The organism is Azospirillum sp. B21 (assembly GCF_008364825.1).
Taxonomy (GTDB): domain Bacteria; phylum Pseudomonadota; class Alphaproteobacteria; order Azospirillales; family Azospirillaceae; genus Azospirillum.
In genome coordinates this window covers 510,076-524,812 of sequence record NZ_VTTO01000003.1, presented here as the reverse complement: position 1 = coordinate 524,812, position 14,737 = coordinate 510,076, and the positions used below count along the sequence as shown (strand labels likewise).

Annotated in this window: 12 protein-coding genes and 3 tRNA genes; 5 read left to right on the top strand and 10 right to left on the bottom strand. The window is 67.0% G+C overall.

What is annotated here, in order from left to right:
- Window positions 1-132: 132 nt before the first annotated feature.
- The 4 genes from gyrA (at window position 133) to FZ983_RS10645 (ending at window position 5,589) form a co-directional block, all read left to right on the top strand.
- Entirely contained in the window at window positions 133-2,949 is a 2,817-nt protein-coding gene (gyrA, locus tag FZ983_RS10660; RefSeq protein WP_149223523.1) for a DNA gyrase subunit A, read from the top strand.
- 23 nt (window positions 2,950-2,972) lie between these two features.
- Window positions 2,973-3,536, top strand: a complete 564-nt coding sequence (coaD, locus tag FZ983_RS10655; RefSeq protein ID WP_149223522.1) for a pantetheine-phosphate adenylyltransferase — start codon at window positions 2,973-2,975, stop codon at window positions 3,534-3,536.
- Between the two features lie 141 nt (window positions 3,537-3,677).
- A tRNA-Lys gene (locus tag FZ983_RS10650) sits at window positions 3,678-3,753 on the top strand.
- A gap of 144 nt (window positions 3,754-3,897) precedes the next feature.
- Window positions 3,898-5,589, top strand: coding sequence for a methyl-accepting chemotaxis protein (locus FZ983_RS10645; RefSeq protein WP_149223621.1), 1,692 nt, complete (start codon window positions 3,898-3,900; stop codon window positions 5,587-5,589).
- Between the two features lie 100 nt (window positions 5,590-5,689).
- On the opposite strand, the gene FZ983_RS10640 is transcribed toward FZ983_RS10645, so the two are convergent.
- The 3 genes from FZ983_RS10640 to FZ983_RS10630 all read right to left on the bottom strand — a co-directional run bounded on the left by FZ983_RS10640 (window position 5,690) and on the right by FZ983_RS10630 (window position 6,240).
- Window positions 5,690-5,766 (bottom strand) — tRNA-Arg (locus FZ983_RS10640).
- A 24-nt stretch (window positions 5,767-5,790) separates the two neighbouring features.
- The gene (locus FZ983_RS10635) at window positions 5,791-6,087 is read right to left on the bottom strand and encodes an ETC complex I subunit (protein WP_085089328.1); all 297 of its coding nucleotides are present in this window, start codon (window positions 6,085-6,087) and stop codon (window positions 5,791-5,793) included.
- Between the two features lie 75 nt (window positions 6,088-6,162).
- A tRNA-Pro gene (locus FZ983_RS10630) sits at window positions 6,163-6,240 on the bottom strand.
- Window positions 6,241-6,395: 155 nt separating this feature from the next.
- Here FZ983_RS10630 and FZ983_RS10625 point away from each other — a divergent pair.
- Window positions 6,396-6,800 (top strand): hypothetical protein, encoded by a 405-nt coding sequence (locus FZ983_RS10625; RefSeq protein ID WP_149223521.1) that lies wholly within the window; start codon window positions 6,396-6,398, stop codon window positions 6,798-6,800.
- Here the strand turns inward: FZ983_RS10625 and FZ983_RS10620 are convergent.
- The 7 genes from FZ983_RS10620 to FZ983_RS10590 form a co-directional block, all read right to left on the bottom strand.
- Window positions 6,769-8,001 (bottom strand): ABC transporter permease, encoded by a 1,233-nt coding sequence (locus tag FZ983_RS10620; RefSeq protein WP_149223520.1) that lies wholly within the window; start codon window positions 7,999-8,001, stop codon window positions 6,769-6,771. The two genes, FZ983_RS10625 and FZ983_RS10620, sit on opposite strands and share 32 nt — an antisense overlap.
- Window positions 7,998-8,714, bottom strand: a complete 717-nt coding sequence (locus FZ983_RS10615; RefSeq protein ID WP_282186994.1) for an ABC transporter ATP-binding protein — start codon at window positions 8,712-8,714, stop codon at window positions 7,998-8,000. Before FZ983_RS10615 ends, FZ983_RS10620 begins: the two co-directional genes overlap by 4 nt.
- Window positions 8,704-10,350 (bottom strand): efflux RND transporter periplasmic adaptor subunit, encoded by a 1,647-nt coding sequence (locus FZ983_RS10610; RefSeq protein WP_149223519.1) that lies wholly within the window; start codon window positions 10,348-10,350, stop codon window positions 8,704-8,706. The genes FZ983_RS10615 and FZ983_RS10610 overlap by 11 nt, the downstream gene beginning before the upstream one ends.
- Window positions 10,351-10,431: 81 nt before the next feature.
- The gene (locus FZ983_RS10605; protein ID WP_348771046.1) at window positions 10,432-10,869 is read right to left on the bottom strand and encodes a DUF192 domain-containing protein; all 438 of its coding nucleotides are present in this window, start codon (window positions 10,867-10,869) and stop codon (window positions 10,432-10,434) included.
- Window positions 10,870-10,977: 108 nt separating this feature from the next.
- The gene (gene kdsA / locus FZ983_RS10600; protein WP_149223518.1) at window positions 10,978-11,805 is read right to left on the bottom strand and encodes a 3-deoxy-8-phosphooctulonate synthase; all 828 of its coding nucleotides are present in this window, start codon (window positions 11,803-11,805) and stop codon (window positions 10,978-10,980) included.
- Between the two features lie 235 nt (window positions 11,806-12,040).
- Window positions 12,041-12,748 carry a dienelactone hydrolase family protein gene (locus FZ983_RS10595; RefSeq protein ID WP_149223517.1) on the bottom strand — a complete coding sequence of 236 codons (708 nt, stop codon included), beginning with the start codon at window positions 12,746-12,748 and terminating at the stop codon, window positions 12,041-12,043.
- Window positions 12,749-12,822: 74 nt separating this feature from the next.
- Window positions 12,823-14,652 (bottom strand): autotransporter domain-containing protein, encoded by a 1,830-nt coding sequence (locus FZ983_RS10590; protein ID WP_149223516.1) that lies wholly within the window; start codon window positions 14,650-14,652, stop codon window positions 12,823-12,825.
- Between the last annotated feature and the right edge of the window lie 85 nt (window positions 14,653-14,737).

Below are 14,737 nucleotides of genomic sequence, written 5' to 3'. Positions count from 1 at the left end.
CTTTTCGGCCCCGAATCGTTGTGTGCAATTGCGAGAGTTGCTATATTTCCAGGGCAAAACCTTCGGCCCGCAAGGCCAGTGACTGCCGCGGATTCCTAAAGCGGCGGCGCATTCGAAGAATGAGTGTCCTGCTTGAGCAATACGCCCCTTCCTCCCGCCTCCGACATCGCGCCGATCAACATCGAAGACGAGATGCGGAAATCGTATCTCGACTACGCGATGAGCGTGATCGTGAGCCGTGCCCTGCCCGACGTCCGCGACGGGCTGAAGCCGGTGCACCGGCGCATCCTCTACGCGATGAAGGAGGGCGGGTACGACTCGACCAAGCCCTATAAGAAGTCGGCGCGCATCGTCGGCGACGTGATGGGTAAATACCACCCGCACGGCGACAGCGCGATCTACGATGCCATGGTCCGCATGGCGCAGGATTTCTCCATGCGCCTGCCGCTGATCGACGGTCAGGGCAATTTCGGTTCGATGGACGGCGACCCGCCCGCGGCCATGCGCTACACCGAGGCGCGGCTTGCCAAGGCGGCGGAAGCGCTGCTGGACGACATCGACAAGGACACCATCGACTTCCAGGCCAGCTACGACGATTCGGGCCGCGAGCCCACCGTCGTGCCGGCCCGCTTCCCGAACCTTCTGGTGAACGGCGCCGGCGGCATCGCCGTCGGCATGGCGACCAACATCCCGACCCACAATCTGGGCGAGGTGATCGATGCCTGCTGCGCCTACATCGACAATCCCGACATTACGCTCGACGAACTGATGGAGCATGTGCCCGGCCCCGATTTCCCGACGGGCGGCCTGATCCTCGGCCGGTCGGGCAGCCGGGCGGCGCTGCAGACCGGGCGCGGCTCGGTCATCCTGCGCGCCAAGACCCATTTCGAGGAGGTGCGCAAGGACCGCACCGCCATCGTCGCGACCGAGATCCCCTATCAGGTCAACAAGGCCAAGCTGATGGAACGCATCGGCGAGGTCGTGAATGACAAGATCATCGAGGGCATCTCCGACCTGCGCGACGAATCGGACCGCGACGGCGTGCGCGTGGTGATCGAGCTGAAGCGCGACGCGGTGCCGGACGTGGTGCTGGCGCAGCTGTTCCGCCACACCCAGCTCCAGACCTCCTTCGGCGTCAACATGCTGGCGCTGAATGGCGGTCGTCCGGAGCTGATGAATCTGCTTCAGATCATCGCCGCCTTCATCCGCTTCCGCGAGCAGGTCATCACCCGCCGGACCGAGTTCCTGCTGGGCAAGGCGCGCGAGCGGGCGCACACCTTGGTCGGCTTGGCGGTCGCCGTCGCCAACCTCGACGCGATGATCCAGCTGATCCGCAGCGCCCCCGATCCGGTCTGGGCGCGCGAGGAGATCATGAACCGCGAATGGCCGGTTCATGACGTCGGTCCGCTGATCGAACTGATCGACGAGCCGGGCCGCGGCGTCAGCGAACAGGGTACCTACCGCCTGTCGGAGGTCCAGGCCCGCGCCATCCTCGACCTGCGTCTGCACCGCCTGACCGGGCTGGAGCGCGACAAGATCGGCGCCGAGCTGACCGATGTCACCGACCAGATCGCCGATTTCCTCGCCACGCTCGCCAACCGGCCGAAGCTGATGGGGATCCTGCGCGAAGAGCTGGTCGAGATGAAGGAACGGTTCGGCAATCCACGCCGCACCGAAATCCAGGATCTGGAGTTCGAGGCCGACATCGAGGACCTGATCCAGCGCGAGGACATGGTCGTCACCGTCAGCCAGTCCGGCTATGTGAAGCGGGTGCCGCTGTCGACCTACCGGGCGCAGAAGCGCGGCGGCAAGGGCCGCGCCGGCATGTCGATGAAGGCGGAGGACGCGGTCAGCGACCTGTTCGTCGCCAACACCCACACGCCGCTGCTGCTCTTCTCGAACCGCGGCATGGTCTACAAGCTGAAGGTCTACCGCCTGCCGCTGGGCAACCCGCAGGCGCGCGGCAAGGCCTTCGTCAACCTGCTGCCGCTGATCGACGGGGAGACCATCACCACCGTCCTGCCGTTGCCGGAGGACGAGGCCGCCTGGGCCGATCTGCACGTCGTCTTCGCCACGTCGAAGGGCAATGTGCGCCGCAACCGCATGTCGGACTTCGCCAACATCCGCTCCAACGGCCTGATCGCCATGAAGCTGGAGGAGGAAGGCGAGCGGCTGATCGGCGTTCACACCTGCTCCGAGGCCGAACACGACGTCCTGCTGGCGACGCGCGGCGGCAAGTGCATCCGCTTCCCCGTGGACGACGTGCGCGTCTTCGCCGGCCGCACCTCCACCGGCGTTCGCGGCATCAAGCTGGCCGACGGGGACGAGGTGGTTTCGCTGTCGATCCTGACCCATGTCGACGCCACGCCCGAGGAGCGCGCCGCCTTTTTCAAGATGAAGCGCGACGAAGGGCTGGAGATGGAGGGCGAGGCGGCGCCGGAAGCCGATGAGGTCCCGGCGGACAGCGTCACCCTGACGCAGGAGCGGTACGAGGAACTGAAACAGAAGGAGCAGTATATTCTGACCGTCTCCGACCGCGGCTATGGCAAGCGCAGCTCGTCCTACGAGTATCGCACCGCCGGTCGCGGGGGCCAGGGCATCTGGAACATGGAGATGGGCGAGCGCAACGGGTCCATCGTCGCCGCCTTCCCGGTCGAATCAAACCATCAGGTGATGATGGTGACCAACGGCGGCCAGGTGATCCGCATGCCCCTGCACGACGTGCGGGTGGCGGGCCGGAAGACGCTGGGCGTCACGCTGTTCCGCGTGGGGGCGGAAGAGCGCGTGGTCTCCGTCGCCACCATCGCCGAGGAAGACGGCGAGAATGGTGTGGGCGAGAACGGCGCCGGGGAGACTGGTGTCGACACGGGCGTTGAGACCGGCGGTGACGCCAACGGTTCGGACGGTTCAGTCGGCGATGCCGGCAGCGCCGCCGCGCCGAACGAATAACGGACGGGCCTAAAGGGGAACCCATGGCGACCAGCCAGACCGAGACCAGCCAGGGTCGTCGAATCGGTGTCTATCCCGGCACCTTCGATCCGATCACCAACGGTCACATGGACATCATCCAGCGCGCCGCCCGTCAGGTCGACCACCTGATCATCGGTGTCGCCCGGAATGCCGGCAAAGGGCCGCTCTACTCCACGGACGAGCGGGTCGCCATGGTTCGCGAGGACGTGGCCGCGCTGAACGCCGGCGGGGCCAGCATCGAGGTGCGGGCGTTCGACAATCTGCTGATGCATTTCGCCATCGAGATGAACGCCAGAGTCATCATCCGCGGCCTGCGCGCCGTCTCGGACTTCGAATACGAATTCCAGATGGCGGGCATGAACGCGCGGCTGAACCCGAAGGTCGAGACGATCTTCCTGATGTCGTCGGAGAAGCACCAGTTCATCTCCTCCCGCTTCGTGAAGGAGATCGGGCGTCTGGGCGGCGACATCCGCCACTTCGTCTCGCCCCGCGTCGCCGAACGGCTGGCCGAACGTTTCGCGCTGGAGGCCGGCAACGGCACCCCCCCGACGACCAACCAGACCTGATCCTGAAACCATGGACTTGATGGGCGGGCTTGATGGCAAAATCCTGCATTCGCCATCAAGCCCATGGTTGACCTTTCGGGCGCGTCTTTCTATGGTGCGCCCACTTCCGGCGGGGGCCAGTTTCCCACCGCCGCGCTGGATGATCCGGTAGCTCAGTCGGTAGAGCACGTGACTTTTAATCATGTGGCCGTGGGTTCGAATCCCACCCGGATCACCACCCTTTTCAAAACCTTGCCAAGCGAAATCCACTGCGGCACATAGATCGCAGCAGACGACAGATCGGAGTCGGTAAGGGGCAGCCCCTATTTAATCTTCCATCAATCCTATTAAGAGTCCGAACCAGTGAAAACTGGGGGTGACTATGGATTGGTTGAGGAACGCATCTGTTCGTACGAAGGTGATTGCGACTTTTTCCGTGCTCGTAATCGGAATTGCACTGCTGGGCCTGTTTGCGATTAATCGTTTGTCGTCCGTCAATGACGAAGCGGCGGAGATCCGCGACAACTGGCTTCCTTCGGTCACCGCCGTTTCCGACCTGTATGCGACCTTCTACTTCTACCGCTCCGTCGAAGGTGCCTTGATCGCAGTTCAGGACGAGGGCCGAATCCGCGCGGAGGAAGAAAGCCTCGACCAAACCATGCGTTCCCTCGAGGAGAAACGCGCGGTCTATGAACCGCTGCTGACCGCAGGTTGGGAGACGGAGACCTACCGGAAACTCGTCGACTCGCTCAACCGGTACATGGCAATCAGTCGGGACAAGATTCGTCCGCTCGCCCGCAAGAACGAAACCTCGGCACTCTCCGAGCTGTTCGTTGGTGAGTCGCGTCAGGAATTCCGCAACGCGAAAGCGCTGCTGGAAGAGCTGGTGCAGTACAATCGGTCCGAGGGTGTCAAGGCCGCCAACCGCGGAGCCGAGATCTATATTTCATCCCGCAACTGGATCATCGGCTCCATCCTGGTGGCGATGATGGTGGGCGTCGGCGCGGCACTGCTGATCCTCGGGGCCGTGGTCCGGCCCATGCACGGTCTGACCGGTATCATGGCGCGGCTGGCCAACCGGGAACTGACGATTGCGGTGGACGGCACGGAGCGCAAGGACGAGCTGGGCGCCATGGCGCGTGCCGTTCAGGTGTTCAAGGACGGGCTGATCGAGGCCAACCGCCTCGCCGCCGCCGAGGCCGCCGAGCAGCAGGCAAAGGCACGCCGGGCGCAAGCCATCGATCGGCTGCTCGGCGGATTCGAGAGTTCGTCCAGCACGGCCCTGCGCACCGTCGCCGCCGCGGCGTCGGAACTGGATACCACCGCCCACAGCATGTCGGCGATGGCCCAGCAGACCAGCACCCAGGCGACCATCGTCGCGTCGGCCGCCGAGCAGACCAGCGCCAACGTCCAGACCGTCGCCACCGCGACCGAGGAGATGGCCAGTTCCATCCGCGAGATCGGGTCTCAGATCTCCCGCTCCGCCGATGTCGCGGGCAAGGCGGTGAATGAGGCGACCCAGACCAGCGAAGCGGTCCGCAGCCTTGCCGATGCCGCGCAGAAGATCGGCGAGGTGGTCGGCCTGATCACCGACATCGCCAGTCAAACCAACCTCCTGGCCCTGAACGCCACCATCGAGGCGGCGCGTGCCGGTGAGGCCGGCAAGGGATTCGCCGTCGTCGCCAGCGAGGTAAAGAGCTTGGCCGGACAGACTGCCAAGGCGACGGAGGAGATTGCCAGCCAGATCGGTGCCATTCAGCAGACGACGCAGGGCGTGGTGACGGCAATCACCGGCATCGGCGGCACCATCGGCAGCATCAACGACATCACCACCGCCATCGCCGCCGCCATTGAAGAGCAGAGTGCCGCGACAAACGAGATCTCCCGCAACGTCCAGCAGGCTGCCGCCGGCACGCAGGAGGTCACGGGCAGCATCTTCCAGGTTACCCAGGCCGCAGGCGAAGCCGGCAACGCCGCCGGGCAGGTTCTGACCGCCGCCGGTGAACTGTCCCGTCAAGCCGAACTGATGCGCAAGGACGTCGAAACCTTCCTGAGCGACATCAAGGCGGCCTGACCGGCTGGGGGCGGACGAAGCCCCCAACCCTCGCAAGACGCATGCAAAGAAAAAGCCCCGCCGAAGCGGGGCTTTTTCTTAGAAACGTCACATACCGAGATGGCGACCCCAGCTGGATTCGAACCAGCGACCTGCCGCTTAGAAGGCGGCTGCTCTATCCAACTGAGCTATGGGGCCTTATCCCGGCTTCGCCGACCGCGGTCAGAAGCGCGGACGGTCGGTGCGGAAATTGTCGGCGTAGTTGCGCGGACGGATGCGGCGGACCGGGGCTTCCTGCACGGTGTAGTTCCAGCCCTCCCGCTCCGCGAACGCAATGGCCTCTTCCTTCGTCTCGAAGGACAGGCGCACCTGGTTCAGCGTGTCGCCGGAGCTGGTCCAGCCCATCAGCGGCTCCGGACGGCGCGGCGTCTCGATCTCGTAATCCAGCATCCAGCGGTGAGTCTTGGCCCGGCCGGACTGCATGGCCGTCTTGCTCGGCTGATAGATCCGGACGTTCATGGCTCGCTCGTCTCCCCAAATGCTGCGGTTGCGTCCTGGCGCTTACAGCTTGGACGCGGTTTTGTCCCTCGGCGATGGTCGGGGCGCCCGGATTCGAACCGGGGGCCTCCAGTACCCAAAACTGGCGCGCTGACCAGACTGCGCTACGCCCCGTCGCCGCGATGTGAGATACACGAACGCCACGCCTACGGCAAGCGAAGGGCGCACCGCTTTCGCGGTCTTTCTCCATCCTGCCTGCCGCGCCGGGCATCCGGTGCGGCGTTCGGTCGCTGAACTCCATTCCTTCAACAAATTTCCGGGTCCATTCGTTGCCGTCGCTCACCCCTGCCCCGCTCGTCATCGCCCTCTTCCTGCCCGACCTGCGCGACCGGCCGGACCGGCAGGCGGCGGTCGAACTCGCCCATCGCCTGCTGCGCGCCGGTGCAGCGGTGGATGTCGTGGCACCAATGGGCGGCGGTCCCTTGCGCGCTGCCCTCGATCCCGCCATCGGCCAGATCGACCTCGCCAAGCGGCACGCCGCAACCTCCGTCCTGGCGCTGGCTCGAATGGTGGCGGAACGACGGCCGGGACTGCTCGCCGCACCGCGGGAGGCCGCTTGGATCGCACGCGCGGCGCTGTGGCTGGCGCGCAGCGATGCACGGATGGTAGCCTTGGCTGGCGACGCGGCGGCCGACTTCGCGGCTATTCGTGCCGCAGCGCCTCGATGGGATTGAGAAGCGCCGCCCGCCGGGCCGGGTAGAGTCCGAAGAAGACGCCGATCAATCCGCTGACCATCACGGCCAGCACGACGGAGTCGATCCGGATCAAGGTCGGCCAGCCGGCAAGGGCGGCCACCCCCATCGCGGTCGCGATCCCCAGCGCCACCCCCACCGCAGCGCCGATCAGCGACAGGGTGGTCGATTCGATCAGGAACTGCACCAGAATGTCGCGCCGCCGCGCCCCGATGGCGAGCCGTAGCCCTATCTCCCGCGTGCGCTCTGTCACCGACACCAGCATGATGTTCATGATGCCGATCCCTCCGACCAGAAGCGACACGGCGGCCACTGCGGCCAGCAGGAAGGACAGGGCCCGCGAGGAGGCATCGCGGGTCGCCGACACCTCCGACAGGTCGCGCATCCAGAAATCGTCGTCCTGGCCGGGGATCAGCCGGTGGCGCTGGCGTAGCAGGTCGCGGATCTGGGCCTGCGCCTCCGTCATGTCGGCGCCGTCCCGCATCTTCACCACCATGGTGTGGATGAAGCGCGGATTGCTCTTCGCCATGCCCGGAATGTTGCGCTTGGCGGTCGACAGCGGAACGAAGATGACGTCGTCCTGATCCTGCCCCTGGGTGTTCTGGCCCTTCTCCGCCAGCACGCCGACGACGGTCAGGGGCGTGGAGAAGACGCGGACCGGCTCGCCGATGGGATCGCCGCCGCCGAACAGGTTGCGCACGACCGTCTGGCCCAGCACGACCACCTTGTTGGCCTGGGCCACATCCTCGTCCGACAAACCCCGGCCGGTCGCCACGGTCCAGTCGCGGGCGTCCATGTAGTCGGGCGTGATGCCGAACAGCACTGTGCCCCAATTCTGGTTGCCGGCGACGATCTGCAACCCCCAGCGCACCGATGGTGCCGTCACCACCACGCCGGGAATCTCGGTCAGAACCGCAAGCGCATCATCCTCCGTCAGTGTCGATGCGGTGCCGGCGCCCAGCTTCACCCCGCTGCGGACGATGCTGCCCTGCCCAACCATGATCAGGTTGGTGCCGAGGCTGGCGATCTGGCGCAGCACTTGGTCCCGCGCACCGGCTCCGACCGCGACCATGGCGATCACCGCGGCGACACCGATGACGATGCCCAGCATGGTCAGTGCGCTGCGCAGAGGATTGGCCCTCAGCGAATCGAGCGCCGCGCGCAGGGCGTCCCACGCCGTCATGCCGCCACCTCTGCATCCTGACGCAGGTCGTCGATCAGCCGGCCGTCGCGGAACTGCAGGACACGGGCGGCGAAGCGCGCCACCTCCGGTTCGTGGGTCACCAGCACCACGGTGATGCCGCGGCGGTTCAGCCGCTGGAACAGGGCGATGATCTCCAGGCTGGTGGCGGTGTCGAGCGCGCCCGTCGGCTCGTCGGCCAGAAGCAGGAGCGGGTCGTTGACCAGGGCGCGGGCGATGGCGACCCGCTGCTGCTGACCGCCGGAAAGCTGGGTCGGCCGATGCCCTGCCCGCTCCCGCAAACCCACCGCGTCGAGTGCGGCCAGTGCCCGCTCCACCCGCTCGGCATGACCAATTCCGGCATAGACCATCGGCAGCATGACATTGGCGAGCGCCGTCTGGCGCGGCAGCAGGTTGAAGGACTGGAAGACGAAGCCGATGCTGCGGTTCCGCACCGCCGCCAGCGCATCGGAGGAGAGGCCGGCGACTTCCCGCCCGTCCAGGCGGTAACGGCCCGCATCGGGACGGTCCAGACAGCCCAGCAGGTTCATGAAAGTGGATTTGCCGGATCCGGAGGGTCCCATAACGGCTACGAACTCGCCGCGGTTGATGGTGACGGTGACGTCGTCCAGCGCATGGACGGTCTGCGGTCCCATCCGGTAATGGCGTGAGAGATTCTCGACGGCGATCAGCGGCGGCGGAAGATCAGAAGCCAAGGCGCGGTCCCCGGCGGGTATCGCGGTCGGGGGACAGGATGCCGGTGATGACCTCCTGCCCGGCGCGCAGATCGCCGGATACCACCTCCGTAAAGCTGCCATCGCCGATGCCGAGCCGGACCGGCACGCCGACAGGACTGCCGTTGCCGGCGCCGGGAACCCAGACCGTACGCGTGGCCTCCGCCGACCGGCCGGGCTCCACCAGCGCATCGAAGCGGTCGCGCTGGGCAGGCTCCAGCAGAGCGGCCATCCTTTCCAGGGTCGCTGTGCGGATGCTGTTTGCCTCGATCCGGCGGCGTTCGGGATCGCCGCCTTCGGCGTCCAGCGCGGTGAAGCGCTCGCGCGCCTCGGCGACCAGAGCGGCGATATCGCGGCGCTTGCCCTCGTCCAGCTTCAGCCCGTCCACCACCCGCTTGGCTGCGGCCTCCAGCGCCGCAGCACCGCGGCCTCCGTTCGGACCGCCGGTGGTGGGGGCCGGCGCATCGCCCGCCATCTCCACGCCCGGCGGGCGGAAGCGCAGGGCGGCATTGGGCAGCTTCACCGCCGACGGGCGTTCGTCCACCGTGATGCGCAGATTGGCGGTCATGCCCGGCAGCAGCCGCAGTTCCGGATTCTCAACCGTGATGACGACGATGTAGGTGACGACGGTCAGATCCTCCTTCGGCGCCAGCCGCACCTGAGCCACCCGGCCGGTGAAGCTGTCGCCCGGGAAGGCGTTCACGGTGAAGCGCACCGGCATGCCTTCGCGCACCCGGCCGATGTCGGCCTCGTCGATGTTGGCCAGTACCTCCATCTGCCGCAGATCCTGGGCGATGGTGAACAGGGTGGGAGCGGACAGGCTGGCCGCAACCGTCTGGCCGGTGCTGACCGCGCGGTTCACCACCACCCCGTCGATGGGAGAGCGGATGACGGAACGGTTCAGGTCGACCCGGACCAACTGCAGGGCGGCCTCGCGCTGGGCCACCTGGGCGCGGGCGACCTCCACCTGGGCGGCGGCGACGGCCAGCGAGGCTTGCGCGGAGGATTCCGCCGCCTCCGCCTGCCGCTTCTGGGCGCGGCCGGCGACCAGCTGCGCCTGGGCGCTGTGAGCGGCGGTCTCCGCCTTTTCGAGGTCTGCGGCGGCCACCACCCCGCGGCCCTGCAGGTCGCGCCGGCGTCGCAGGTCGCGCTCGGCATCGCGCAGGGTAAGGTCGGCGCGCAGAATCTGGGCATCGGCATTGGCGACGCTGGCCTTGGCACTGGCAAGATCTGCCCGCGCCTTGTCCTGCAGGGCCTGTTGCTGGATCAGGGTCGCCTTGGCGGAATCGACGTCGGCGCCGGCTTGCGCCAGTCTTGCGGCCAACTGGTCTCCGTTCAGCCGGGCGAGGATCTGGCCGCTGGTGACGCGGCTGTTGAAGTCGGCAAAGAGCTCCGCGATCTGGCCGGAAAGCTGGGAACTGACCTCCACCGTCACCAGGGCGCTCATGGTTCCGGTGGCGGTGATCGCGCTGACCAGGGGACCTTGCTCGACCTTCGCCAGCCGGTAGGATGGCCCAGGCTCGGCGCGCGCCAGCACGACATAGGCGGACAGGCCGGCCGCGGCGCTGAGCGCCACCCCGATCATGATCGCCGCCCGCCTGCCTGCGCCCCTCGCCATGCCTGCCCTCCGCGCCGCACCCCGCGCGATCAATCTGGGGGAGTTTAAGCGAAAGTCATGGGCGGGGGATCGTCTTTCCGCTTACGGCTTCGTGATGTCGGGCGACACCACGCGGTCGCCGGGGCGGATGCCCAGCCGTGACGCCATGCCGCCGTTCAATTCCAGGATGGCCTTCACCGGGCCGTCGGAACTGACGGAATCCAGCGATTCCGGCACCGCGCGCTCGTGGATGTTCACGATGCGGCCGTCGGCGGCGATGAACAGCATGTCCAGCGGGATCAGGGTGTTCTTCATCCAGAAGCTGGCCGGCTGCACCTGGTCGTAGACGAACAGCATTCCGGCATCGGCCGGCATCGACTGGCGGTACATCAGGCCCTGCGCCTGCTGGCCGGGAGTCAACGCCAGCTCGACATTGAAGCGGAACTTGCCGCCGCCCGCCGTCTCCACGGTCAGCTTGGACTTCTGAAAGCTCTCCAGCGCCGCCGCCGGGAAGGCGACCACCAGCAGGAGGAGCGCCATCACGGCACCCCGAAAACCCCGACCGAACATCATGCTCGCCCCCGAACGGCTGAAGCGGAAGAGGCGCCAGTCAAGCACGGCGCCACTTGCCTGCCAAATTAAGCGTTTTTAGGACTTGGCCAGACGGTCGAAGGCCTGCAGCTTCGCCAGCAGGGCCGGCATGTCCGTCAGCGGGACCATGTTGGGGCCGTCGCTGGGGGCGCAATCCGGGTTCTCATGCGTTTCCATGAAGACGGCGGCGACGCCGACTGCGATGGCCGCACGGGCCAGCACCGGTACGAATTCCCGCTGCCCGCCCGAGGTCGTGCCCTGCCCGCCCGGCTGCTGGACGGAGTGGGTGGCGTCGAACACCACCGGGAACCCGGTCTCCGCCATGATCGGCAGAGACCGCATGTCCGACACCAGCGTGTTGTAGCCGAAGCTGGCGCCGCGCTCACACAGCAGCACGCGCTCGTTGCCCGAGGCGACCAGCTTGGCGGCGACGTTCTTCATGTCCCACGGCGCCAGGAACTGGCCCTTCTTGACGTTCACGGCCCGACCGGTCTGGGCGGCGGCGATCAGCAGGTCGGTCTGGCGGCAGAGGAAGGCCGGGATCTGCAGCACGTCCACCGCCTCGGCGACCGGCGCGCACTGGCTGGACTCATGCACATCGGTGATGACCGGGCAGCCGAAGCGTTCGCGGATTTCCGCGAAAATCGGCAGCGCCTTGTCCATGCCCAGCCCGCGCGCGGTGGTGATGGAGGTTCGGTTGGCCTTGTCGAAGCTGGACTTGTAGATCAGCCCCATGCCCAGCGCCTTGGTCATCTCCACCAGCGCGGACGCGGTCTCCAGCGCATGGTCGCGGCTTTCCATTTGACAGGGGCCGGCGATCAGGACGAAGGGACGGTCGTTGGCAATGGTCAGGTCGCCGATCTGAACGGCGCGCGGCGTGGTCATCGGAGTGCTCCAAAACGAAAACGGGCGAGAGGGCGCCCGTGGACCTTTGCATCCCATTAAATGGGGGGGATGGTCAATCGCAGTCATCGCCCTCTCTCCCCCGGGGAGAGGGAGGGGACCCGCGCCGCAGGCGTGGGGAGGGTGAGGGGGATGCACCGCGTGCCTTTGCGGCAATCCTCGCCACGCATCCCCCTTCACCCTGACCCTCTCCCCGGGGGGGAGAGGGGATGGAGGCTCACCCCAGATGCGTCCGGAAGAACTCCACCGTCAGCCGGTTCGCCTCGTCGGCGGCATCCCGGTCGTAATGCTCGCCGCCCGGCCGGGCGAAGGCGTGGTCCATGCCGGGATAGACCTTGGCGGTCACCCACTTGTTGCCCTTCACCCCGGCCAGCAGGGCGTCGCGCTTATCAGGGCTGGAGAACTTGTCGTTCTCCGCGATGTGCAGCAGCAGCGGCTTGGCGATCTTGCCGGCCTCGCCCAGCAGCCCTTCCAGTCCGACGCCGTAATAGCCGACATTGGCGTCCGCATCCGACCGCGTCGCCATCATGAAGGCCAGCCGGCCGCCCAGACAGTAGCCGACGCTGCCGGCCTTGCCGGTGCAGCCCTCCTGCCCCCGGACCCAGGCGAGGGCGGCCTTCAGGTCCTCCACCGCCTTGTCCTGGTCCATGCCGTTCATCAGGGCGAAGGCCTGGTTCCACTCCGCCTCGGTCTTGTCGGTCAGCTGCACGCCCGGCTGCTGGCGCCAGAACAGGTCGGGGCACACCGCGAGAAAGCCTTGCGAGGCGTACCAGTCGCACAGCTCGCGCATCACCGCGTTAACTCCGAAGATCTCCTGGATCACCACCAGACCGCCGGCCAGCCTGCCGGCCGAAGTCACCGTGGGTTCGGCGACATAAGCCGAAAAACGGCCGCCGTCGGCTGCATCGATCATCACCTCTGACATGGCGTTCTTATCCTCCCGTTGGCAAATCCGCCCCTGATATGGAGCGGACTTGGCCCCGGTCACCCCGCCTTTGGTCAGAACCCAACGTTGAGCCCGATGAAGCCGCCGTAGTCGCGGCGGTCCTCGTCACCCAACCGGGCATTCAGGCCGAGCGTGCCGGTCACCGACGCCGCCAGCCGGAAGGAAGCCCCGGCCGTCAGATCGACGTAGCTACGATCCGGCTTCGCCACAGCCACCTCGTAGGCCAGCGTGGAGATGCTGCGGCTTTCCACCGTGATGCTGCGCTGGTCGTCCTTGAACTCGCGGTTCAGCGTCACCTTGGCATAGGGCAGGACGCTGCCGAAATCATAGGCCGCCTGATACCCGACGCTGCCGACCAGCGAGTTGCGGGTCTGCGACCGGTAGGTGAAGCCGAACAGGCTGCTGTCCTCGCCGAAGCCCTCCACCTCCACATGCTGGTAGCGCAGGCCAAGCACCGGACCGTGGGTCAGGCCGCCCATGGTGAAGTCGTAGCCGCCCTCGACACCGATGGAGGCGTTGATGCCCTCAGTGTTGCCGCCGGTCGAATGATCGGTGCCGTTGATGGTGACACCGCGGCGCAGGTCGTAATCGGTGAAGCCAAAGGACCCGACGCCGTTCACAAAGGCGCCGCCCATGCGGTAGACGCCGTAGCCGCTCAGCACATAGTCGCGCTGCTTGTAATCGCCGCCTGTGGAAAAGCTGCCGCGATAATGGGACAGCGTGCCGGCCACGCCCAGCAGCAGATTTTCTCCGAAGCGCTTGTCGATGCCCACGCTGACCGACAGCGGCGTGCCGCGCACCTCCGCCTGACCGCCGGCACCGGGATCGCCGGTGTGGTCGCTGGTCAAGCGCCCTGCCCCGCCGCTGATCCAGGCGCCCGTCTCGCCGGGCTTGCGGCTCCACAGACTGGTCGCCGCCTGGGCGAGGATCGTCGCGGTCACCCGGTCGCGCGTGCGCAGCGGCGATTCGGCGAGCTGGGCGACGTTGCCGGGCGCCGTAAGTGCATTCAGCACGAAGTCGGACACGGCGCGATGTCCGGCGGTCGTCGGATGGACACCATCGGCGAACAGATAGCTCTCCGCCGCGTTCGGCGCCACGAGGGTAGCGGAGGTGCAGAGCAGCGAACTGCTGGTGGTGCAGGCGGTTCCCGTCACGTTGGTGAAGCCGAAGGATGCCGGATTCGCCACTGCGGCCCGCAGCAGGGAATAGGTGTCGATCGGGATGACCGAGACGCCGGCATTCGCCAGCCCCAACGTGACCAGCTGGTTATAGCCGCCGACCAATTGCGAGATCTGCCCGGCCGCGGCGGCGCCCTGCGCCTGTCCGAACGGTGTCGAGCCGATGTCCGGCACGGTGGGAACCAGGATGGTGCGCGCACCGGCGGCGCGCAGCCGTGCGACCTGCGTCACCAGATCGGACGCCGCCTGGGTCACCGTCGCTTGGGCGGTGGCCGGGTTGCTCAGCGAGGCAAGGATGTCGTTGGCGCCGCCCCAGACGGTGTAGAGCGCATTCGGATCGGCCCGCCCGCCGGTGGAGGCGAGATAGCCGGAGATCTGCGTCGCCACGCTGGGCGCCAGAGCCGTCGGACCGGTCGCCGGCACGCCGACCGAGGTGTTCACCCGCGCCCCGCCGACCGCATAGTCGGTGCCGCCCCGAACCGCCGTGACCGCGGTGGTGCCGAGCGCGCCGGCGAGGCTCTCCGCCCACACTGGGCCGGGATTGGTGGTGAACTTGCCGCCGAACGGCAGCAGCGGCTGGAACGCTCCGCTGTCGGTCAGGCTGTCGCCGAAGAAGATGGTGGAGGAGTAGTCCGCCGCCGAGATCGGGACTGCGGCGAGTGCGGTCAGGCAGGTGGCGAGTGCGGCGATCCTGGCGCGGTTCATGGTCCTTCCCCCCGATCCGATTGTTCGCTTACGCGATTTTCAGAGGATCGTCGCACAGGGGAGTCGGGGGTGCAAGGAAGGTGAC